General features: G+C 51.0%; 23 protein-coding genes. 18 read left to right on the forward strand and 5 right to left on the reverse strand.

Annotated elements, in window-relative coordinates:
• Window positions 1–48: 48 nt before the first annotated feature.
• The 3 genes from carB to SynPROS91_RS05100 are packed head-to-tail and all read left to right on the forward strand — an operon-like array spanning window position 49 to window position 5,445.
• A complete protein-coding gene (gene carB / locus SynPROS91_RS05090) occupies window positions 49–3,372 on the forward strand; it encodes a carbamoyl-phosphate synthase large subunit (protein ID WP_186518955.1) in 3,324 nt (1,107 codons plus the stop codon).
• A gap of 26 nt (window positions 3,373–3,398) precedes the next feature.
• Window positions 3,399–4,070 carry a DUF3386 domain-containing protein gene (locus SynPROS91_RS05095; RefSeq protein WP_186518957.1) on the forward strand — a complete coding sequence of 224 codons (672 nt, stop codon included), beginning with the start codon at window positions 3,399–3,401 and terminating at the stop codon, window positions 4,068–4,070.
• Window positions 4,071–4,104: 34 nt separating this feature from the next.
• Window positions 4,105–5,445 carry a sodium:alanine symporter family protein gene (locus tag SynPROS91_RS05100; RefSeq protein WP_186518959.1) on the forward strand — a complete coding sequence of 447 codons (1,341 nt, stop codon included), beginning with the start codon at window positions 4,105–4,107 and terminating at the stop codon, window positions 5,443–5,445.
• Here the strand turns inward: SynPROS91_RS05100 and SynPROS91_RS05105 are convergent.
• Together SynPROS91_RS05105 and SynPROS91_RS05110 are read right to left on the reverse strand one after the other, a co-directional pair.
• Window positions 5,420–5,659, reverse strand: a complete 240-nt coding sequence (locus SynPROS91_RS05105; RefSeq protein ID WP_186518961.1) for a DUF6447 family protein — start codon at window positions 5,657–5,659, stop codon at window positions 5,420–5,422. The two genes, SynPROS91_RS05100 and SynPROS91_RS05105, sit on opposite strands and share 26 nt — an antisense overlap.
• A gap of 53 nt (window positions 5,660–5,712) precedes the next feature.
• Window positions 5,713–7,452 carry an ABC transporter ATP-binding protein gene (locus SynPROS91_RS05110; protein ID WP_186518963.1) on the reverse strand — a complete coding sequence of 580 codons (1,740 nt, stop codon included), beginning with the start codon at window positions 7,450–7,452 and terminating at the stop codon, window positions 5,713–5,715.
• A 15-nt stretch (window positions 7,453–7,467) separates the two neighbouring features.
• Here SynPROS91_RS05110 and SynPROS91_RS05115 point away from each other — a divergent pair, with 15 nt between their 5' ends.
• From SynPROS91_RS05115 to SynPROS91_RS05130, 4 genes are read left to right on the forward strand one after another with little or no spacing between them, the layout of a single operon-like run.
• Complete coding sequence (locus tag SynPROS91_RS05115; RefSeq protein WP_186518965.1) at window positions 7,468–7,692, forward strand: RNA-binding S4 domain-containing protein; 225 nt, start codon at window positions 7,468–7,470, stop codon at window positions 7,690–7,692.
• Window positions 7,693–7,725: 33 nt separating this feature from the next.
• A complete protein-coding gene (gene tpiA, locus SynPROS91_RS05120) occupies window positions 7,726–8,457 on the forward strand; it encodes a triose-phosphate isomerase (RefSeq protein WP_186518967.1) in 732 nt (243 codons plus the stop codon).
• A 6-nt stretch (window positions 8,458–8,463) separates the two neighbouring features.
• A complete protein-coding gene (folP, locus tag SynPROS91_RS05125; protein ID WP_186518969.1) occupies window positions 8,464–9,297 on the forward strand; it encodes a dihydropteroate synthase in 834 nt (277 codons plus the stop codon).
• Between the two features lie 25 nt (window positions 9,298–9,322).
• On the forward strand, window positions 9,323–9,724 hold the full coding sequence (locus SynPROS91_RS05130; RefSeq protein ID WP_186518971.1) for a thiol-disulfide oxidoreductase DCC family protein: 402 nt from the start codon (window positions 9,323–9,325) through the stop codon (window positions 9,722–9,724).
• Between the two features lie 172 nt (window positions 9,725–9,896).
• Here the strand turns inward: SynPROS91_RS05130 and SynPROS91_RS05135 are convergent, their stop codons facing one another.
• Entirely contained in the window at window positions 9,897–13,910 is a 4,014-nt protein-coding gene (locus SynPROS91_RS05135) for a magnesium chelatase subunit H (protein WP_186518973.1), read from the reverse strand.
• A gap of 118 nt (window positions 13,911–14,028) precedes the next feature.
• On the opposite strand from SynPROS91_RS05135, the gene dapB reads away from it, so the two are divergent.
• Genes dapB through SynPROS91_RS05160 form a run of 5 tightly spaced genes read left to right on the forward strand, consistent with a single transcriptional unit; the run spans window position 14,029 to window position 17,246 of the window.
• On the forward strand, window positions 14,029–14,880 hold the full coding sequence (dapB, locus tag SynPROS91_RS05140) for a 4-hydroxy-tetrahydrodipicolinate reductase (RefSeq protein WP_186518975.1): 852 nt from the start codon (window positions 14,029–14,031) through the stop codon (window positions 14,878–14,880).
• Window positions 14,881–14,892: 12 nt separating this feature from the next.
• Window positions 14,893–15,567, forward strand: coding sequence for a hypothetical protein (locus tag SynPROS91_RS05145; protein ID WP_186518977.1), 675 nt, complete (start codon window positions 14,893–14,895; stop codon window positions 15,565–15,567).
• A gap of 17 nt (window positions 15,568–15,584) precedes the next feature.
• Complete coding sequence (locus SynPROS91_RS05150; RefSeq protein WP_186518979.1) at window positions 15,585–15,836, forward strand: high light inducible protein; 252 nt, start codon at window positions 15,585–15,587, stop codon at window positions 15,834–15,836.
• 8 nt (window positions 15,837–15,844) lie between these two features.
• Window positions 15,845–17,014: an FAD-dependent monooxygenase gene (locus tag SynPROS91_RS05155; RefSeq protein WP_186518981.1), complete on the forward strand. Its 1,170-nt coding sequence runs from the start codon at window positions 15,845–15,847 to the stop codon at window positions 17,012–17,014.
• A gap of 19 nt (window positions 17,015–17,033) precedes the next feature.
• Window positions 17,034–17,246 (forward strand): DUF2949 domain-containing protein, encoded by a 213-nt coding sequence (locus SynPROS91_RS05160; RefSeq protein ID WP_186518983.1) that lies wholly within the window; start codon window positions 17,034–17,036, stop codon window positions 17,244–17,246.
• Here the strand turns inward: SynPROS91_RS05160 and SynPROS91_RS05165 are convergent.
• Window positions 17,237–17,755: an adenine phosphoribosyltransferase gene (locus tag SynPROS91_RS05165; RefSeq protein WP_186519487.1), complete on the reverse strand. Its 519-nt coding sequence runs from the start codon at window positions 17,753–17,755 to the stop codon at window positions 17,237–17,239. The two genes, SynPROS91_RS05160 and SynPROS91_RS05165, sit on opposite strands and share 10 nt — an antisense overlap.
• 352 nt (window positions 17,756–18,107) lie before the next feature.
• Between SynPROS91_RS05165 and SynPROS91_RS05170 the strand changes: the two genes are divergently transcribed.
• The 5 genes from SynPROS91_RS05170 to SynPROS91_RS05190 are packed head-to-tail and all read left to right on the forward strand — an operon-like array spanning window position 18,108 to window position 20,314.
• Window positions 18,108–18,344, forward strand: a complete 237-nt coding sequence (locus SynPROS91_RS05170) for a hypothetical protein (RefSeq protein WP_186518985.1) — start codon at window positions 18,108–18,110, stop codon at window positions 18,342–18,344.
• 40 nt (window positions 18,345–18,384) lie between these two features.
• The gene (locus SynPROS91_RS05175; RefSeq protein ID WP_186518987.1) at window positions 18,385–18,942 is read left to right on the forward strand and encodes a DUF3038 domain-containing protein; all 558 of its coding nucleotides are present in this window, start codon (window positions 18,385–18,387) and stop codon (window positions 18,940–18,942) included.
• Window positions 18,943–18,950: 8 nt separating this feature from the next.
• A complete protein-coding gene (locus SynPROS91_RS05180; protein WP_186518989.1) occupies window positions 18,951–19,586 on the forward strand; it encodes a DUF4335 domain-containing protein in 636 nt (211 codons plus the stop codon).
• 48 nt (window positions 19,587–19,634) lie between these two features.
• Entirely contained in the window at window positions 19,635–19,880 is a 246-nt protein-coding gene (locus SynPROS91_RS05185) for a hypothetical protein (protein ID WP_186518991.1), read from the forward strand.
• The gene (locus tag SynPROS91_RS05190; protein ID WP_186518993.1) at window positions 19,877–20,314 is read left to right on the forward strand and encodes a hypothetical protein; all 438 of its coding nucleotides are present in this window, start codon (window positions 19,877–19,879) and stop codon (window positions 20,312–20,314) included. The genes SynPROS91_RS05185 and SynPROS91_RS05190 overlap by 4 nt, the downstream gene beginning before the upstream one ends.
• A 24-nt stretch (window positions 20,315–20,338) precedes the next feature.
• Here SynPROS91_RS05190 and SynPROS91_RS05195 read toward each other — a convergent pair whose 3' ends face one another.
• Window positions 20,339–20,794, reverse strand: coding sequence for an EF-hand domain-containing protein (locus SynPROS91_RS05195; protein ID WP_186518995.1), 456 nt, complete (start codon window positions 20,792–20,794; stop codon window positions 20,339–20,341).
• 188 nt (window positions 20,795–20,982) lie between these two features.
• Between SynPROS91_RS05195 and SynPROS91_RS05200 the strand changes: the two genes are divergently transcribed.
• Window positions 20,983–21,693 carry a response regulator gene (locus SynPROS91_RS05200; protein WP_186519489.1) on the forward strand — a complete coding sequence of 237 codons (711 nt, stop codon included), beginning with the start codon at window positions 20,983–20,985 and terminating at the stop codon, window positions 21,691–21,693.
• Window positions 21,694–21,699: the final 6 nt, after the last annotated feature.

The following is a 21,699-nucleotide window of genomic DNA, read 5'->3' on the forward strand; positions in this document are numbered from 1 at the left end:
AAGGGCTCCACATGGGAGTATTGGCTGGTTTGGCTGTATTGAAGGCCCATGCCCAGGCGGAACGATCTTCGTCGCATCCTCCTGTTGGGTTCCGGACCGATTGTGATCGGACAGGCCTGCGAGTTCGACTATTCAGGAACTCAGGCTTGTAAAGCCTTGAGGGCGGAGGGGTATGAGGTGATCCTAATCAACTCAAATCCGGCCTCGATCATGACGGATCCGGAAATGGCGGATCGCACGTATGTCGAGCCGCTCACGCCAGACGTTGTCACTCAAGTGATTGAACTTGAGCGGCCCGATGCCTTGCTCCCAACGATGGGAGGGCAGACCGCCCTCAACCTGGCGGTTGCGCTTGCCGAAAATGGAACCCTGGATCGGTTTGGCGTCGAACTGATCGGCGCTGATCTCAAAGCGATTCAAAAAGCTGAAGACCGGAAATTGTTCAAGCAGGCGATGGAACGCATTGGCGTTCACGTTTGCCCGTCAGGAATCGCCTCCAATTTGGAAGAAGCTGAATCGGTTGGTGCCTCGATCAGCAGCTATCCACGCATCATTCGACCTGCCTTCACACTCGGCGGTAGTGGTGGAGGGATCGCTTACAACCCCGAGGAGTTCATCGCCATTTGCAAGACGGGTCTTGATGCCAGTCCTGTCTCTCAGATCCTGATTGAGAAATCTTTGCTCGGTTGGAAGGAGTTTGAGCTTGAGGTGATGCGTGATTTGGCAGACAACGTCGTGATTGTTTGCAGCATTGAGAATTTGGATCCAATGGGGGTCCATACCGGTGACTCGATCACCGTTGCACCGGCTCAAACGCTCACAGATCGGGAATACCAAAGACTTCGAGATCAATCGATCGCGATTATTCGTGAGATTGGTGTGGCTACGGGTGGAAGCAATATCCAGTTCGCCATCAATCCTGCTGACGGCGAAGTGGTGGTGATTGAAATGAATCCAAGGGTGAGTCGCTCCTCTGCATTGGCGAGTAAGGCCACTGGATTTCCCATTGCCAAGATCGCTGCGAGGTTGGCCATTGGATACACCCTCGATGAGATCGTCAACGACATCACTGGCAAGACACCAGCTTGTTTTGAGCCCACCATTGACTACGTGGTCACGAAAGTACCTCGTTTTGCGTTTGAAAAGTTCCGTGGATCTCCCGCTGTTCTGACCACAGCGATGAAGTCGGTTGGTGAGGCGATGGCCATCGGTCGTTGTTTCGAAGAGTCGTTTCAGAAAGCATTGCGATCGCTGGAAACTGGCCTGTCTGGCTGGGGGGGTGACCGTCCGGAGCCCTCGTGTTCAAAAACTGATCTTGAACGTTCACTAAGGACACCTTCTCCCGATCGAATTTTGGCTGTCCGCAGCGCCATGCTGTCAGGAATGACTGATGCCCATATTCATGAATTAAGCCATATTGATCCTTGGTTCCTTGCAAAGTTAAGGGGATTAATTGATGTTGAGTCTGAGCTTTTAAATGGGCGCAGTTTGGAAGATCTTGATGAGCCAATGCTGTTTAAACTTAAGTCTCTGGGGTATTCAGATAGGCAAATAGCTTGGTTTGTTGATAGCAAAGAACTGAATGTGAGAGAGCGCAGGGATCAGTTGGGTGTGACGCCTGTGTTCAAAACAGTCGATACCTGTGCTGCTGAATTTGCTTCCTCCACTCCCTATCACTACTCAACCTATGAACGTCCGCTTCTTCGTTTGAAGTCAGATGGGCAACTTCAAGCCATGGCTCCATCCACTGAGGTTGCCATTGAAACGAGGCCCAAGTTGATGATTTTGGGTGGTGGACCTAATCGAATTGGGCAGGGTATTGAATTTGATTACTGTTGTTGCCATGCCTCCTTTTCCGCGCAGGAACAGGGTTTTGCGACAGTGATGTTAAACAGCAACCCCGAGACGGTCTCTACGGATTACGACAGCAGTGACCGTCTTTATTTCGAGCCCCTAACACTCGAGGATGTGCTGAATGTGATTGAGGCAGAGCGCCCGAATGGAGTGATTGTTCAATTCGGTGGGCAAACACCTCTCAAGCTTGCATTGCCTCTTTTGAATTGGCTCTCCACACCGCAAGGACGTTCTACGGGAACTCAAATTTGGGGGACCTCACCAGAATCAATTGATCTTGCGGAAGATCGGGAACAGTTTGAGGCCATTCTTCGGAAACTGGAGATTCGTCAACCTCGCAATGGTCTGGCTCGAAGTGAAGTTGAAGCACGGTCGATCGCAGGCAACGTTGGCTATCCCGTTGTTGTTCGTCCCTCTTACGTCTTGGGTGGGCGCGCCATGGAAGTTGTGTACGACGAGGCCGAGCTCAATCGCTATATGAAAGAAGCTGTTCAAGTTGAGCCTGATCATCCTGTGCTCATTGATCAATATCTGGAAAATGCTGTTGAGGTTGATGTTGATGCCCTTTGTGATCATGAGGGCACGGTTGTGATTGGTGGCTTGATGGAACACATAGAACCTGCAGGAATTCACTCCGGAGATTCAGCGTGTTGCTTGCCTTCCATTTCTCTAAGTGAAGAGGCTTTAGCCCTTATTCGGCATTGGAGTGAGGCGTTAGCGACCACATTGAAAGTTCAAGGATTAATTAATTTGCAATTCGCCGTTCAACGGGCTGTCGATGGGGAAGAGAAGGTGTTCATCATCGAAGCCAATCCTCGTGCTTCTCGAACTGTTCCCTTTGTGGCAAAAGCAACGGGTGTTCCATTGGCCCGTTTAGCAACCCGCCTGATGACGGGTGAAACGTTGAGCCAGGTTGGTCTGCTCACAGAACCTGTTCCTCCTTTGCAGTCCGTCAAAGAAGCAGTGCTCCCCTTCCGACGTTTTCCTGGGGCCGATTCTCTTCTGGGTCCGGAGATGCGCTCAACTGGTGAAGTGATGGGTTCTGCATCCGATTTCGGCATGGCTTTTGCCAAGGCAGAACTAGCGGCAGGTGAAGCGCTTCCAACGTCTGGAACTGTTTTTCTTTCAACGCATGATCGCGATAAGACGGATTTGGTGCCTGTAGCGCGCCAGTTGATCGGATTGGGCTTCAAATTGATTGCTACGTCTGGAACGGCTAAGGCACTGCGTGATCAAGGCTTGGAGGTTGAGTCTGTTCTCAAGGTGCATGAAGGACGGCCCAACATCGAAGACCTCATTCGTTCAGGGGATGTGCAGCTTGTGATCAACACTCCAATTGGACGCCAAGCTGCTCACGATGATCGCTATTTACGGAGGGCCGCTCTCGACTATTCCGTGACCACCCTCACCACATTGGCTGGTGCTCGTGCTGCTGTTGAGGCCATTGAGGCCTTGCAAACTCGAACAATCGTGATTCATGCTTTGCAAGACGTCCATTCATCGCTTGCTGGCCAGTAGGGTTTTAAAAGCTTGCTTTTAGTCTCTTGACCACGACCTCTGCGACAGTGATTGCTCCAGGCAGCGATTGCCGGGATGCTTTTCGTGCTGCTTATCAAAACCGTTACACCTGGGATCCAGGATTTGCTGGATATTCAGGTCGCTGCATCTGGCTACAAGGTGATCGCTCTGTTGAAGGAACTTTCAGTGTTGGCGCTGATTTAAAAGCCAAGGTTGAGGGCGTCTCCGACGCTGAAGTTGAAAAGGCATTTGCTTCACAGTTGTGGGAAGTTTGCATTCATCGTGTGCGTCGCACATTCGAACAGACCCATTCTGAAAATACATTTACCGCCGGTGATTGCACCGATGAGGGTCTTGAAGTCATTATTGGCGGTAAGGGCCAAGGTGATAAGTACAGGATTAAAAATGATGTTGTGACGATGGTCCATCGTCACATTCATGGAACGGTGGTAAGCATTCACACCGAAAGCACGACCGACACTGGAGATGGCTATCTCAGCCATTCATACACGAGTCAATACGCTGATCCAGCCAGTGGAGAGCTGCGCGGAGGAATGAATCGCTTTACTGACACCTTTGCACCCGTCTCTGAGGGTGGCGCTTGGGTGCTGAGCGAGCGCATAATTCGTACGGATGCTTGCGCTGATTCCCCTGCTAGTGAGCAGACTTTTCGTTTTATTGACCTGACAAGCGCTTGAAGTGTGGCACCATCAGCTGAGTTTCAGTTGATGGATGGAATCACTTATTTCCGCAGTCAACGATCCTATTAATGGGATCGTTTGGGGATGGCCGATGGTCATCTTGATCGCTGCGACGGGCATCCTTTTGATGTTTGGCCTGCGCTTAATGCCATTGCAGCGCTTAGATTTTGGCGTTCGAGTGCTGGCTACCAGGTCTACTTCCTCTGAAGAAGGAGATATCTCTCCTTTCGGAGCGTTGATGACATCTCTTTCTGCCACGATCGGTACCGGCAACATCGCCGGTGTTGCTGGAGCCATCGCTGTAGGTGGACCAGGGGCTGTGTTTTGGATGTGGGTGATCGCTGTGTTTGGTATCGCCACCAAATATGGCGAAGCTGTGTTGGCTGTGAAATATCGCGAAGTCGACGCGCTTGGAAACCACGTGGGTGGTCCGATGTATTACATCCGCAATGGTCTAGGTAAGAACTGGCAATGGCTTGCTGTCTTGTTTGCCACGTTTGGAATGCTTGCTGGCTTTGGGATTGGTAACGGTGTTCAGTGTTTTGAAGTCTCCAGTGCTTTGGAAGCCTTTGGTATCCCCAGGTTGGTGACTGGATTGGTTCTTGGTGTTCTTGTTTTTGCTGTGATTATTGGTGGTATTGATCGGATATCTCAAGCAGCCTCAGCCTTGGTTCCAGCCATGACAATCCTATATATCCTCGCGTGCATTGTTGTTTTAGGGGTCAATATTGTTGATGTACCTGCTGCCTTCGGAACGATCTTCTCGAATGCTTTTAGTGGAGAAGCTGCTGTAGGTGGAGCGGTAGGACAGGTGGTCCTGATGGGATTTAAGCGAGGCATTTTTTCCAACGAAGCGGGTTTAGGTAGTGCACCGATTGCCCATGCGGCTGCCAAAACGAATGATCCAGTCCGTCAAGGCACCGTGGCGATGTTGGGCACCGTGATCGATACCTTGATCCTCTGCACGTTGACGGCATTGGTGATTATTACCAGCGGTGTTTATGGCGGCGGTGAGTCCGGCGCCAACCTCTCGATCTTGGCATTCAACACAAGCTTGAATGGTGCCGGATGGGTCGTCACTGCTGGCCTTGTGGTGTTTGCCTTCACCACTGTTCTTGGTTGGAGTTTCTACGGAGAACGTTGCACCGAATTCTTGTTTGGCGAAAGGGCGATTAAGCCCTTCCGCTTTGTTTGGGTTGCCGTTGTTGTGATCGGCTCAGTTGCAGGAGATCGTGGTGTTGTTTGGGGTGTCGCTGACACCCTGAATGGCCTGATGGCATTACCAAATCTTGTGTCTTTGCTTCTGTTGTCGCCAGTGATTTTTAAGCTCACCAGCGACTACAACTTCAATCGTTCTCAGGAAGAGGGTTAACTTCTTTTAGGCGCTCGTTGAGCTGCATGGCCATCGACTGCCGTCCTACTGCTAGCACTTTGAGAGTGTCCTCATGCATGCGTAGTTGGGCGTCCGCAACCTGCATTCCTCTAACGAGCTCCTTCAGATCATCCGGGAGTTTATTGAGGTCGTAGCGTTTCCCTTCAAAGGTCAGAATTGGATTCTGGTCTTGGGAAACGGAAGAGCTGGACATCGATCGATAGCAAACGAAAGGATCTTATGAGCTGGTGCGTTGTTTGAAACCATTCATTCGTTGACGCGGATGAATTGTCGTTCGCAGAGTTCTCTATATCTGCCTCCCTGACTCATCAGATGGTCATGGCTGCCCTGTTGGCTAATCCGGCCATGTTCGAGAACAACAATGAGGTCAGCTTCCTGAACAGTTGCCAAGCGATGGGCAATCACAATCACTGTTCGGCCAAGCATGGCTTGCTTGAGCCCAACTTGAACGGCGGCCTCCGCCTCTGCATCGAGGGCACTGGTGGCTTCATCCAACAGCATCACTGCGGGATTACCCAGCACTGCTCTGGCAATGGCAATGCGCTGGAGCTGTCCCCCTGAAACATTGGTACCTCGCTCTTGAAGAAGGGTGTTGTAGCCGTCCGGGAGACGGATGATGAAGTCATGGGCGTTTGCCAGCTTTGCGGCTTGTTGGAGTTGTTCCTGGGTGGCGTGACGTCCAAATCGAATCGCTTCTGCGATCGTTCCAGAAAAGACACTGCTGCGTTGCGGTACTAAAGCAACTTGTTGCCTCAGGTCGCGCGCGCTGACCTGGCTTAGATCCTTGTCATCAAAAAGAAGTTCTCCTTTGTTAACGCGATTAAATCGAAGCAGCAGAGAAAATAGCGTTGTCTTCCCAGCCCCTGAAGGTCCCACGAGGGCCACAACTTGTCCGGCTTTGATCGAGAGATTGAAGTCTTGAAGAACGGGTTGTCCTGGTGTGTAAGCGAATTCGACTTGATTGAAATTCAAATCTCCCCGTAGGCGACCAAGGGGAATCGATGGGACCGTATCTGCCGGTTCCGAGGGTTCCTTTTCGATTTCACGCAGACGGCGAAGTGAGGATTGTCCCTGCTGAAATTCGTTGTAATTCGCCGTGACATGCGCGATCGGATCAATCAGCAGCACCAGGCCAGTGAGATAGGTGATCAGCTCTGGGACGGCAAGATCCCCGGTACTGATCCTGATCGCTGCTAAGACCAGGACTGTGGCGAAACCGAGCACCTCAATGATCCCGACCACGGGATGTTGAAGAGCAACAAGCCGATAGGTGTTGTAGCGAGCTTGCCGGTGCTGATCGATTTCTTGTTCAAAACGGCTCTCTAGCCAGGGTTCTGCGGCAAAGGCGCGTACGAGAGGGAGCCCTTCAATGGCCTCTCCGAGTAAACCTGCCAGCTCACTGACCTTTTTTTGACTTCGTTCTGTGGCGATCATTACTCTCGCTCCAAACAGGCTGATCAGCCAGGCAACAAAGGGTGCGAGTAGCAGGATTGCGAGCGTTAATTTCCAGTCAAGCCAAAGCATGTAGCCAAGTACAGCCACCAACTGCAGAGCACTTGGGATGCTGTCGTGGAGTGTTTTGTAAATCACCTCGCTCACACGATCAGCATCTTCCGTGAGCCGATAGGTGAGATCTCCAGACGACATTTTTTCCAAGGCACCGAGCTGCACCTTCTGAAGCCGTTGAAACAGGTCTCTTCTCAGCGACTGGCTGACTTGTAAAGCAGGCCCTGCAAGCAGGGAGTCTTGGCCAAATTGAGCAAGTTTTTGGATCGCGAACACCAACAGAACCAGACCGATGACCGGCAGGATGCGCTTTAGATCGCCCGATCCCACATCGGGCAACAGTCGGCCCATCAGCCGCATCAACACCAACTGGCTGCTAACAAAAACCAGCATGCAGAGAGTGCCCATCGTCAGGAGCTGCCTGTGAGGTCGCAGCAGTGGAATCAACCTGCGGAATCCCGCTTCTGATGGCTTCAGCATCAGGTCAGACTATCAATGGCGATTGGACTGATTGGTGCAGGAATGAGACTTGATCAATTCCTTAAATGGATGGGCTGGGTGGCGACGGGCGGAGAAGCCAAGTTGAGGATCCAGGGGGGGGACGTGTTCGTCAACGGTGATCTAGAGCAACGGCGTGGCCGTCAACTGAAAGCCGGCGATTGCGTCCAAATGGGTGTCGACTCCGCCGAAGTTTCGGATTCTCTTCAGGCTGGGCCTTAAGTTGTCAGCTGCTGAGCTGCAGAGGACGGAAGCGTGCGCAAACCGGTGATTGCTGGCAACTGGAAAATGCACATGACCTGTGCGCAAGCCAGGGACTGGATGGGCATGTTTCTTCCTCTGATTGCAGAGCTGCCCGATGATCGGCATTTGGTGGTGGCTCCACCGTTCACTGCCATCAGCACACTTGCTGAACTGAGCCATGGCACCCGCCTTGAACTCTCCAGCCAGAACGTGCACTGGGAGGGAGAGGGTGCGTACACCGCTGAGATTTCTCCGAGCATGCTCAAGGAGCACAACGTTGAGTACGCGATCGTTGGCCATAGCGAGCCTCGCAAGTACTTCAGTGAGAGTGATGAACAGATCAATCACCGGGCTCGATCAGCCCAAACCAATGGATTGATTCCCATTGTTTGTGTTGGTGAAAGCGACGAGCAGCGCAGCCGGGGTGAGGCTGAGCGGGTCATCCGTCGTCAAGTTGAACAGGGCTTAGAAGGTCTAGACCCCAGCCAGCTGGTTGTGGCCTATGAGCCGATCTGGGCGATTGGTACCGGCAAAACGTGTGAAGCGAGTGAAGCTAATCGCATTTGCGGATTGATTCGTAGCTGGGTTGGTTCCCCAGATTTGATCATTCAATACGGGGGCTCGGTGAAGCCAGCCAATATTGATCAGTTGATGGGAATGAGCGATATCGATGGGGTGTTGGTCGGTGGAGCCTCCCTGGACCCTGAAGGGTTTGGGCGGATCGCGAACTACATCAAGAGCTGACGTTTGATGCGCTGGCCGAAGGATTGGGGCACGCGCACTGCAGTGATGGGAGTGATCAATCTCACTCCCGATTCCTTTAGCGATGGTGGTCAATTCAATCAAGTCGATCGGGCAATGGCTGAGGCATCGCGTCAGATTGCCTCTGGGGCTGATTGTCTGGATCTGGGAGCCCAAAGCACGAGGCCAAACGCTTTTGAAGTGGGAGCAGATGAGGAACTCAAACGCCTGTTGCCGACGCTGAGCGCCATTCGTGCAGCGCACCCCAAGATTGTGATCTCGGTCGATACCTTTCTGGCTGCGGTCGCTAACCAGGCTCTTGAGGCTGGTGCTGATTGGATTAACGATGTCAGCGGTGGACGACGTGATTCAGAGATGTTTCCTTTGATTGCACGTGCCGGCTGCCCGTTTGTGCTGATGCACAGTCGCGGTACTAGCCGAACGATGGATCGCTGTACTGAATACGGGGAACAGGGAGTTGTGCAGGGGGTTTTGGACGAATTACGGGCAGCAACAGATCGAGCTGTCGAGACGGGTGTGCATCGTGACCAGCTGCTCTGGGATCCAGGCCTTGGCTTTGCTAAAACAACGGCCCAAAATCTCACCCTTCTGCAGCAGCTCAACACCCTTGTGGCTGAAGGGATTCCTCTGTTGCTGGGGCCTTCGCGCAAACGTTTTATCGGAGCTGTACTGGATGAACCAAGAGCTCGTGCCCGTCTTTGGGGTACGGCAGCTGTCTGTGCTCGGGCAGTCGATGCTGGCGTCGCTGTCTTGCGTGTGCACGACGTAGGACCTATTCATCAAGTGGTGACGATGGCCTCAGCCATGGGTTCAGATCGCTAGAACAGCTCTCTATTCCCAAGTGTCGATGATGAGTGAACCCAGTCTCACTCTTTTGTATGACGGAGCTTGTCCGCTGTGTCTTCGTGAAGTCAAGTTTTTGAAAGGCCGTGATCTTCATGGAAGGCTTGCTTTTGTCGATATCGATCAGGACACATACGAGCCTTCCCAATGGAAGGGGATTGGTTATAGAGAAGCGATGGCACGCATTCATGCCATTCGAGCTGACGGAGAGATTCTTCAGGATGTGGCTGTGTTCCGAGAGGCTTATCGCTGCGTTGGACTTGGTTGGATCTATGCCCCAACCCAATGGCCTTTCATTGGAACCTTGATTGATCGTATCTATGCACTTTGGGCCTCGCAGCGTTTGCGTATGACTGGGCGTGCAAGTCTCAATGAACTATGTCATTGCAAGCAGGTAGCACCGTAAATCAGGGAATTAATTAACTCCGCAATTAGGATCATTGATGATAATTTTAATGTTATGTATATGGTTTTGGAAATTAATTTTGATTTAGCGTCTATTCATTGATTCAAGCAATATGTTTCAAGCCCATTTCTTGTTTCTATAGTTCATCGATGATGCTGCAAATAGATATTGATCATCCCTGTGATGTAACGCCTTCAATCCGATCCTCAACCTCTTGATAGAGCTCTTGAAGTTGTTGGATGTTTTCGTCAGATGTTTCCCAGTATCCACGTCCATTTACTTCAAGTAAGGTTCCAACAATGCGCCTGAAGCTGTGAGGATTCAGCTCCAGTAACCGTTTGCGCATCTCTGGATCATTGATGAATGTTTCATTGGCTTCTTCGTATACAAAGTTGTCAACAGAACCACTGGTGGCGCTCCATCCAAGGGTAAAGTTCAAGCGTTTTGCAACTTCTCGTACACCCTCATAACCCGAATCAAGCATGCCTTCGTACCACTTCGGATTGAGCAGTTTGGTACGTGAGTCAAGTCGAATCGTTTCACTTAAGGAGCGAACCTGAGCATTCGCCGTTGTCGTGTCTGCGATGTAGCTCGTTGGTGATTTCCCATCATCGCGAAGTCCCTGAATCAGCTTGGTGGGGTCGCTGTCAAAGTAATGACTAACGTCGGTGAGAGAAATCTCAGCGGAGTCGAGATTTTGGAATGTTACGTCTGCTGTCTTCATGACTGATTCAAAGACCTCACGCTTTTGATCCATTTCGCCGGGGTTGTCGGCATTAAAGGCAAATGTTTTACGTGAGAGATACATCTCCTGAAGTTCACCTTCCTCTTCCCAACTACTGTTTTCAACGGCGAGGTTTACATTAGAGCTGTAGCTACCGCTTGCATTGGAAAACACACGGCAAGCAGCATCACGAAGACTTGTTCCTTCTTTTTCTGCTTGTTCAAGAGCATGTTTCCGAACATAGTTCTGTTCAATGGCTTCCTCAGATTCGGCGGCCATTTTCACACCTTGATCAATCAGGGCCATCTGATTGATAAATAAATCTCGGAATACACCTGAACAATTCACAACAACATCGATCCTTGGCCTCCCCAGTTCTTCAAGGGGAATGAGTTCTAGCTTGTTGACCCTGCCTAAGGAGTCGGGAACGGGGCGAACTCCTATGAACCAAAGGATCTGTGCGAGTGACTCTCCGTAGGTTTTGATGTTGTCTGTTCCCCAGAGCACGCAAGCGATGGTTTCAGGCCAATCGCCCTGTTCCTCTCTCTGTCGTTCGATCAATTTGTCGACAACAATTTTGGCTGCAGCCACTGCTGCTCTGGTAGGAATCGCTTGAGGATCAAGAGCGTGAATATTTTTGCCACTTGGCAGAACGCCTGGATTCCTGATTGGGTCTCCTCCGGGGCCAGGGAGAATGTATTCGCCATCCAGAGCCCTTAAGAGGCTCTCCATTTCCATATCTGCGCAGATTTGTTGGAGGCAGAAACGCAAATAGGTAAAGAGGGTATCAAGCGCAGTGCTGTCGACACTCGTGAAACCAGCAGCAGAACAGGCTCTGAACCAAGGCGTTGGCACTTTGAATCCAAAGCGAGAGATCAGACCCAGGAACCAACCCAAGTTTTCGCGCATATTGACCCGACCATCACCACCTGTGAGTGACCGCACCATCGATCCCACAGCTGCGCGTGAAACTTCTGTGATCGTGCGATTGAGTTCCACATCTTCAAGAACACCATCGTCGTTGCCCTTGTAGATGTCTTCGATCTTGCGGCCGAGGGATTCAGCGAGCAGTCCAGGTAAGGAACGAAGGCCGTCATCTTCACGCTCTAAAGCTGCAATACTCACCAGCGTTGCAATCGCTTCTTCTGCTGTGGGTGGCTTGCCGATGGTATGCAGGCCGCAAGGAAGCAGACGACTTTCAATTTCCATCAATTGGCGATAAATGGCCCCAACAATGGCGTCGCGATCTTCGAGGGTTAAATCAGACGAATCATCGTCCGGAAGTGTGACGTCTTTATCAAGATTGCACAAGCGTGCGGTTTCTACGATCGCATTCACGATCTGAACTCCCCGACCACTTTCTCTAAGTTGTTGATAGGAACCTACCAACTCACCAAGCTCCTTAAGTCCTTTGTAGAGACCAGCATTTTCGGCTGGGGGTGTGAGGTAGCTAATTGTGGATGCATACCCCCGACGTTTTGCGATTGTTGCTTCCGATGGATTATTAGCTGCGTAGTAATAGAGGTTAGGCAAGGCTCCGATTAGGGAGTCTGGATAACAGGTTTCACTCATACCCATTTGCTTACCGGGCATAAATTCAAGAGAACCATGCGTGCCGAAGTGGAGCACAGCATCTGCCCCCCAAACTTTCTCTACGTAGGTGTAATAAGCCGCAAAACCATGATGGGGACTTGCGCTGCGTGAGTATAAAAGGCGCATCGGATCACCTTCATAACCAAAAGTTGGTTGAATGCCTACAAAGATATTTCCAAAATGACGTCCATAAATCAATAAATTTTGCCCATCACTGTTTAAATTACCTGGTGGTTTTCCCCAGTTCTCTTCTAATCGTTCGGAATAGGGTGTTAACCGCTCATACTCTTCAACGCTCATTCGATGAGCGATCGAGAGTTCTGGTGAACCTTGAAGGGCTTCGGGATCATTGATCACTGTCTCCATGAGTGCCTTGGCATCACGTGGCATGTTCTGCACGTCGTATCCCTTGGCCTTCATCTCTTCCAGAACCCTGTGAATCGAGTCGAAAACATTCAGATACGCTGCTGTTCCCACATTTCCCTTGTCTGGGGGAAAGCTGAAAACGGTAATCGCGAGTTTTTTCTCTGCCCTTGGTTTCAGGCGTAGGGATGACCAGCGGATCGCTCTCTCAGCAATCGCATCAATGCGATCTTGAAGAGTGTGGGCTTTGCCCGTGGCGTCATCTCGCCCAGACAAAACAATTGGTTCAATTGCGCCATCTAATTCTGGAATCGCGATTTGCAGTGCTACTTGCACTGGATGAAGGCCTAGATCACTTTTTTCCCATTCCTGTGTGGTTTGAAAGACCAATGGCAGGGCAACCATGTAAGGCCTATTGAGCTTTTTCAGCGACTCAACAGCCTTGGGATGGTCCTGACGTGCTGGACCGCCAACCAAGGCAAAACCTGTAAGAGAGACAATGCTGTCCACCAAAGGCTGCTCTGAATTGAGCGGGTCGTAGAAAAACGCATTGACTGGTTTTGAGAAATCAAGACCTCCGCAGAAGATCGGGATGACGCGTGCACCACGGAATTCAAGTTCTTGGATGGTTGCCACGTAATGGGCGTCGTCTCCGGTCACGATGTGACTGCGTTGAAGCACGAGACCAATCATTGGACCCTGGCGAGCTTTGTCGTTGAGGTCTGGGCGACTTGCCGTCCAATTCAAGTATTCCTTTAAATCCTCAAACATTTGAGGTGCCAGTGGATGCCAAATTCCTAAATCAGGAAAGACTTCTGGATCTGCAACATCTAAATCAGGACGATCACTCCCTTCTGATGCGGGAAAAACATATTTATCGGCCAGCATCAACAGAAAATTTCGCAGATTGTCTGGAGTGCCACCCAACCAATATTGGAAACTCAGCATGAAGCTGCGAGCATCTTGCGCTTTCTCGACAGGCAGATACTTGAGCACTGTTGGAAGTGTGTTCAAGAGTTTGAGCATGGCGTCCTGAAAACCGGCACCACCCGCTTCTTTTCGCTTTTTCATAAAGCCGGCAATCGCGCTTTTGCTCTGGCCGAGTTGAGCCATTGAGAAAGTGCCTAACTTGTTGAGGCGCATCACCTCCGGCATCGAGGGGAAGATGACTGCTGCCTTCAGTCGATCGCGGTGAGGACTGACTGCATCAACAACTTTTTGGGCAAGATCTTCAATGAAAATAAGGGATCCAATAAAAACGTCGGTCTCAGCTATGTCTTTTTGAAAATCTGCATAATTATTTTCATTACGAAGTTCCTCGATGAGATATCCGCAGAGTTCAATCCCAATGGGACCGTCTTGAGCATTGAGACTGATCGCTGCTTGCGTTAACGCACTTTGATATTGCGGTTCAAGAACGACGTAGACGGCCTTCATGACCGATTGATGATTGTTGTTCTCAGCAGGAACAATCCGACGATCAGCGGAACGGACCTGTGTAAACATCAGCGCATCTGAGCAATGTAAAGAAGCCTACGGGTGTGTTTGTCGCTTTGCTTGAGATCTGCATTTCGTGTTACATCCGCGCCTGGCCCCATAGGCTGAGTTCATCTGCAACACCTTCATGAGCGACATCCAGACCGGCTCGATACCCGTTGTGGTGACCGGTGCGCTGGGTCGAATGGGTGCTGAAGTGATTCGAGCTGTGCAAGCGGCTCCTGATTGCCATTTGGTGGGTGCCGTGGACAACACGCCCGGCAAAGAAGGCCAAGACGTCGGTGAATTACTGGGGCTTCATGCCCTTGAGGTGGCTGTAACTGCTGATCTAGAAGGCTGCTTGTGCGCTTCGAGTCAGGCCGTTCGTGATGCAGGGCCAGGGAAAGGAGCCGTCATGGTGGATTTCACCCATCCATCTGTGGTGTATGCCAATACCAGAGCTGCGATTGCCTACGGAGTGCATCCCGTGATTGGGACCACGGGGCTTTCACCCGCCCAACTCGTTGACCTTCAATCCTTTTCCGACAAGGCATCCATTGGTGGGGCTGTGATTCCCAACTTTTCGGTGGGGATGGTGTTGCTTCAGCAGGCGGCTGCCGCTGCTGCTCGGTTTTATGACCATGCCGAGCTGACCGAGCTCCATCACAACCGCAAGGCCGATGCTCCGAGTGGAACCTGCATCAAAACAGCCGAACTGATGGAGGAGCTAGGCAAACAATTCAATGAATCAGAAGTGGATGAGCATGAATCTCTTGCTGGAAGCCGTGGTGGGCAGCGTCCGAGTGGACTGCGGTTGCATTCTTTGAGATTGCCTGGCCTAGTGGCTCATCAGGAAGTGATGTTTGGCTCCCCTGGTGAGACCTACACCCTGCGGCACGACACGATTGATCGGGCTGCCTATATGCCAGGCGTGTTGCTTTGCGTCCGTAAGGTTCGACAGTTGCAGGCACTGGTCTATGGCCTCGAGCGTCTTCTTTGAGAGGTTGGCACGATGTTGATTCCGCTTCGTCCTGGTGAGTTGCATCGGTTGATTCCCGCTGTTGCCACTGGTCAACAATTCAAAGCTTCACTTGGCAATCCTCGAAAAGTTCTCCAGCGTGTGCTGATTGCCACGATTGGGGGAGTGATCACTCTTTTGATCAGTCAGAGCCAGTTATCGAGTCGTTGGGGCTCGATTTTGCTGCTGATGGGAGTTGTGTTTTTGCTCTATGTGCTGTGGGGGCCGATTCTGGAAGCCGGTCAAAAAAACGCCGTTTTGCGCCGGTATCCTTCGGCGGCTCTTTTTGAAGGGGAGATTGTTAAGGCCTCTCGGCAGGAGCGAGTTGAAAATCAAAGGGAGCAGGCTGATGATCGCGGCCAGCTCGAATTGATTGAAAACCGACGGACGTGGATGGTGCTTGAGCTGGCTGATGAGGATGGCTATCTCGGACGGATCTCCTTCCCGATGACCAAGCAGCATGCATCGATTCGCACCGGAGTGTTGATCCGTTGTGTGGTGCTGAGCGACCGCAACGATTTTTCGAGATTGGGCGCTCTAACCGATGCTTGGCTTCCCAGCCTTCGGATCTGGATTGGAGAGTACCCATATCTGCTTCGACCTGCGTTCGAAGACCTCTGCCGAATGCGCTTGCGTAAAGTTTCTTCACAAATGGGTTACACTTCTTAAACACCGTCAGGTTCTCCATGACTCAAGCTTCTACAAACGCAGCAACCATCCGTGGCGCAACTGTGACCACAGAAGACGGCGGCCGTCTCAACGCGTTCGCAACAGAGCCACGCATGGAAGTTGTGGACGTTGAGAGCGGTTGGGGTTTCCATGATCGCGCAGAAAAGCTGAACGGTCGTATGGCCATGCTCGGTTTTATCGCCTTGCTTGCAACTGAATTGGCCATGGGTGGTGAAGCCTTCACCCGTGGACTTCTCGGCATCGGCTGATCTCAGTGATGACCGGCTACTTAGCTCCGATTCGGATCAATGGAGCCGGTCCAACTGGAAGTTTGCTTGCCTTTGGGCTTGCAAATTTTGGTTATTCAATTCATCTCTTTGACCCACTGAGTGCGGACCAAATCTGTTCTCGCAGTCGGGCCTATGCTTTAACTCAATCTTCAAGAAGATTCCTAACGCGATTAGGCCTTTGGGATGAGTTGTTGCCTTATTTATCACCCTTTAAGACCTTGAGTCTTGAAGATCGTGGTATTGACCAATCTGTAAATTTTACAGAATTAGATCTTCATTCAGCAAATAGACCATCACAATCTGTTGGATGGATTTTGGATCATTGTGCTTTGATGAAGCTCTTGATGAGCCATCTAGAGAGTTCTAATAACGTTAAACTTTTTCTCGGCGAAGCGGCCAATCAATCAGCTTTTTTTAGTCATGATTTTGGTTTGGTGATCGCAGCGGATGGCCCTCGCTCACCGACGCGAACACAGTTCAGATTACCTTGGTGGTCTCACTCTTATGCGCAGGGCTGCTTGACTGCAAAAGTTCGTTTTCGTGATATCGATTCAGAAAAAGCTTTCGAATGTTTTAGGCCAGAAGGTCCGTTAGCCATACTTCCTCTGGGCAATAATGATTTTCAAGTTGTATGGAGTGCTCCTTTTGATCGATGTCGCCAGTTAGCTGGTCTTGACACATCGGCCTTTCTTGATGAGCTTTGCACAATTCTTCCCCATGGTCTTGAGCCAGATTCGTTGCTCGATTCACCCGCTGCTTTCCCCTTAGAAATTAGTTTTGCGCCAAAACTGCATCGAGATAATGTTGTTCTCGTTGGTGAATCTGGTCATCGTTGTCACCCTGTAGGGGGGCAAGGGCTCAATCTTTGTTGGCGAGATACTGAAACTCTCCTTCAGTTGATGACGTCTGCTTCCTGTGTTCGGCGTGGGCTAAAAGCTGTGCCAGGCAATTACACCAGGCTCCGCTTTTTTGATCTGATTACCGTTGGCCTTGCCACAGATCTTCTCGTTCGTTTGTTCTCCAACCGTCAGTCAGCACTTCTGATCGTCCGACGACTCGGTCTCTTCATGCTCAAGCACTCTCCCTTGTTTCGCCGTGTTTCTCTTCAGGCGATGTCGGATGGACCAAGCACTCTTCTGCACAACTTGCCAAACTGAGTGCCATTGATTGGTTTTGATGGTCATTAGTAGTGACCCGCAACCCAAGCCATCCGCTGCGTTGCTTGCCTACTTGCAGGGCAAACTTGGATTGAGTACGAGTGCCATCAATCTTGGCCTGCGCCAAGCCGAATTGGAACAGGCCCCCTTGCCAGTGGTGCTCTGGAGTTTTGGACTGCTCAGTTTGCAGGGTTACCAAGATGTTTTGGACTGGCAGCAAGCTCAGGAGTAGTGAATCAAAGATTCAACGTGGATGTCGTCTGGAAGACGCTCGCGTCCTCCTAAAGCTGTGAGTTCCACGATGAAGGCGCAACCAACCAATTGACCGCCAGCCTTCTTGACTAAATCGGCCGTGGCCGAGGCAGTACCGCCTGTTGCTAGGAGGTCATCAACAACCAAAATTTTCGGTTGGTCTCTCATGGCATCTGCGTGAATCTCGAGACGATCAGTTCCGTACTCCAGGGCGTAATCAATTCCATACACCTTCCCAGGGAGTTTTCCTGGCTTGCGTACTGGAACAAATCCCAGCTTCTTCTGCGTTGCCAGACCCATCCCCACAATGAAGCCCCTGGCTTCAATACCCACAATGAGGTCTGGCTTCAACGAATCGCACAGCGATCCAAGACGATTCATGACATCGGCCCAACCCACGGGGTCACGCAACATTGGCGATATGTCACGAAAGAGAATTCCTGGTTTTGGAAAGTCTTGAATATCTTGAACGTAGTGACGAAGATCCAAGGACGCGTTCTGGTGAAACTTGCAGGCAATCATCGCAGATATGGCCATGGATGAGCTTGATTTCTCTTGCGCCTTGAGCAGTTTTGGTTGCTGATCCGCTCCGAATGAATAGGGCAAAAACATGAGAAGCTTGAAAATTGTTCTCATTTTTATATTATCAGCAAATGCTAAAGCATCTTTTGGTTTAGAATATTAGTTTCAATATGCAATTTAATTGTTTTAATTGTTTCCACTCAGCTCGAGTCTCCTTGTTGATGAGTGTAGACCTTTCGCTTTTTAGGGAGTCAATTGAAGGAGCTTTGCTGCTTCTTTGTTGCGTGATTGCTGTTTAATTTTCACAGCGTGTTAGTGATTGGCTAGCAAGATTTTGGAGGTAAGAATCTTCTCCTGCTTTGCTCTTTCGTTTTTTTTGTTTGGCTGGGATCTTGTGTCAATTCAAGCTGTTGCTACCATTCCCTTGAAAGAATTGTTTAAAGCCTTAGAGTTGGATTGTCTCGATAAGGTCAAACATTTCTGGTTGCTGATGAGGAAGCTGTTGCCCGGCTTTTCTGATCGTGTGTTAGCACTGCACCCAGTCTGTCTTGATTGAAATCGAAGCGGTATGACTCGAATCGGTACGCCACCCACCTATGACTGAAGCAACAGTCACTCCTCTCCAAGAAGCGTCTTTTCCAGCAGCTGTGCTTGGTCGTCGTGGGATGGAGCGTCTCGATCTCTTGTTGCTCACTGTGGAGTCTTTGGATTTCAATGGTGGGGAGGCCATGCTTTGGGCCACCCAACAACTCGGCTTCGAAAGTCTGTTCCCTAATCGGGTGGAGCTTTGGAAGCGTCGATGTCACAATCCGCTTCGACGCTCTACGCGTCGTGGAAGACTTGGTTCGGCTGAAACAGAAGCTCTTATCAGGCTTCTCTGTGCCATGGCTGATCGGCTTTATCCGATGCTTCACCAACTTCTGTCAAGTCGTGAACCCGCTGATCTCAGCAAGCAGCGCTGGGCCTTAGTGGACCAACGCCTGAGGGATTTGATTGCTGAGCGCTTCAATCTCCGCCGGGGTGCTGTTCAACGCTTGCTCAGCACTGATCATTCTGAGTCGATTCAACGACAGCTTGTTTTGACCCTGGCGCTTGCTGCAGGTCCCGGAGGAGTGGATCGGCTTCGGGCCAGTCTTCTTGACCCAACACCCTGATGATCTCGATGCTCAAACTCTCTTATCGCTATGACCAAACGGCCGCCAGGCTTGAGGTGGATGGACTTCCTGACTTTTCGTCTGGACATGGCGACAGCGTGATTGGGATCTTGTCTGCTTGGCGTCTTCAATTGGTCGGTGCTCCTGAATTGGAGGGGAAACGCGATCACCTCGAAGCGTTGATGGCTGTTGTCTTTCCCTATGCACGCCATCAAATATCAGGAGTTTCACGGCCTGAAGGATGGTCTCATCATCCAGTGAGCATTCGCCCTGTGGATGGTGGACATCAGCTGGAACTCACGAGCAGTCAGCCCGATGTTCCCCCTTTGGAAATCAAGTTGGATGATGCTGATCTGGCTGATCTTTTGCGTTGTTTAGATGCTCTTTGTTCTGACGATCGCGTGGCCATTCCTTGGCCCGAGATCATCAATCACCCCTTGAGTCGTCGTGAATTAGTGGAGCGGGTCCCGCTGGTTCGTCGTTTAGCTGCACCTGTGTTTGGTGGAGTTGCACTTGTTGTGGTTGGGGTCATGGCCATGGTTGTTCCATTGCCCAGCCAAGAGAACAAGGCTCCTACTGACTCTGTAGAGGCTCCTAGTACAGACCCGGTTAGCGATCCTTCACAAGCCGATCCATCGCGTTGAGCCTGTCGCGGTTTTCGCCCATATATTGGCCTTGACTGCTTGTTTTTAATGTCCTCCAGTTGGTCTGATCTGAGACGTCGTGTCGCAAGGATTGGAGCTTCACTGGATGTTGTTGTGCGCAGCGATCCAGAGGTTTGTGGCTTGAGTGGCTCTGATTATCAACTCACCCTTCATCACAGTGGTTATGGAGACTGCACGGTTGGAGATCTCAGTTTGATCGACTGCCCGAATGAGTTGGTTCTCATTGAATTTGAGCGCTGGATGCGTCGCCTGAAGTTGTCATTAGTGTCATGACCCCGAAGAACATCCCCCGTCTGCCTCGCACTCAGAGAGAACGTCGCCTTTTCAGTCAACGCAAACGACAATCCAAGCGGTTGCCTGTTTGGCGGATGTTGTTGGAGTCAGTTCTTCTATTACTTCTAGGGACTGGCCTGCTCGCCAGTTTGAGCTGGTTGCCGACAAAGGTCGATGCAATCGTTGTTGTGAGTGAAGCGATTGCTGATTTGATTCGCGGCCTCAGCCAATTGTTGGAAGCGTTTCTTGGTTTGTCAGCAGTGATTTTGATTGCAGCACTTCTCGTGTTGGGTCTGTTGGCGCTTCTCTCAGGTTTGATTCGATTAGTTCGCACGTTTGCTGTTGTTTTTCGACCATTAGCGCGTCGACAAGCGCTTCAATCTCCAAACGCTCCGACAGGAAGCTCTCGTTCGGCTCGCCAGCGCCGGCTGTAAGCAAATTGCTAATGAAGCCTTGCCTCAACGTGATCGTGGACGCGGGGCGAGTGAACGCTGCATCATCCAAAGTTCGTTCATGGTTAGGCCGCCGTCGCCATTGAGATCCAGGCTTTTGAAATTGCGCTGAAGCCAGGGAAGTGATGCCACCTCCTTGGGATCCAGTTGGCCATCGAAATTTCGATCGGCTTGTTGAAATCGTTTTTGCAATCTCAGCCCGCTTGGGTATTTAGCAGCGGGCCTGATGTCCTCAATCAATAAATATTTGCGGCTTGGATTCCGTTGTAGTTGCCGTTCGAGGTACGGCTTGCCAATGACTTCTCTTCTCTCCAAACGTCCATCACGATTGACATCCATTCGAACGAATAACGCCTCCATCCGGGTGCCGTAATGACGCACAGGGTTGGCTTGCACACCTTGGTCTGGCAGCAGGACACCTGTCCCCAGTGCAACGAGTGTGAAAGTGACCCACTTTTCCATCACAGAAGACTATGGAGTGTGATTGGTCAAGAGATGTCTGCGTGATGACAGATCGTCAATTAACTGTGACATGGTCCACCTCCGCGAGACAGTTTGCTTGATGCTCCATACGATCGGAGCATTCAATTGCTGTGGCGATGACCCAACCTTCTGGCACCGCTTCGAATTCGCCTCCCAAAAAAGCTTCGATGATTTGGGTCGTGGATGACGATCCGGAGCTTCGTCAGATGGTGGGCACCTACTTGATCGATCAGGGCTATGACGTTCGTTGTCTTAGTGATGTCAAGCAGCTTGAGGCAAGGCTGGAATTTCAGCGCCCAGACTTGATCGTGCTCGACTTGATGATGCCTGGAGATGATGGCCTCACAGCGTTACGTCGCTTGCGAGATGCTGGTGACGATCTACCCGTGGTCATGTTGACGGCCAGAGCAGATGGAGTTGACCGCATTATTGGTTTAGAGCAAGGGGCTGATGACTATCTCGCTAAGCCGTTTCTTCCCCGTGAGTTGTCAGCACGCATCGAAGCAGTGCTTAGAAGGCGTAGCTCGATTCCTGCTGGCACTCCCCTTGCTGAAGGCGGTGATGTGACGTTCGGAGAGAATCAATTTGATCTTTCCGCCAGAACCCTGTTTCGCGACGGTACGCCTGTCGTTATTACCAGCGGTGAGTTCAGCTTGTTGGCAGCTTTCGTGCAGCATCCCCACCGACCTCTGTCCAGAGAACGGCTCATCGAGCTAGCTCGCGGACCAGGGTCTGATACGGATAGTCGCAGCATGGACGTGCAAGTTTCGCGGGTGCGCAAGCTGGTTGAACCCGATCCTGCGCGACCTCGCTACATCCAAACGGTATGGGGATACGGCTACGTCTTCGTTCCTGATGGACAACCTCGTTCGCGTTGAGGGCTG

Source organism: Synechococcus sp. PROS-9-1, from assembly GCF_014279775.1.
In the GTDB taxonomy this organism is placed as follows: Bacteria; Cyanobacteriota; Cyanobacteriia; order PCC-6307; family Cyanobiaceae; genus Synechococcus_C.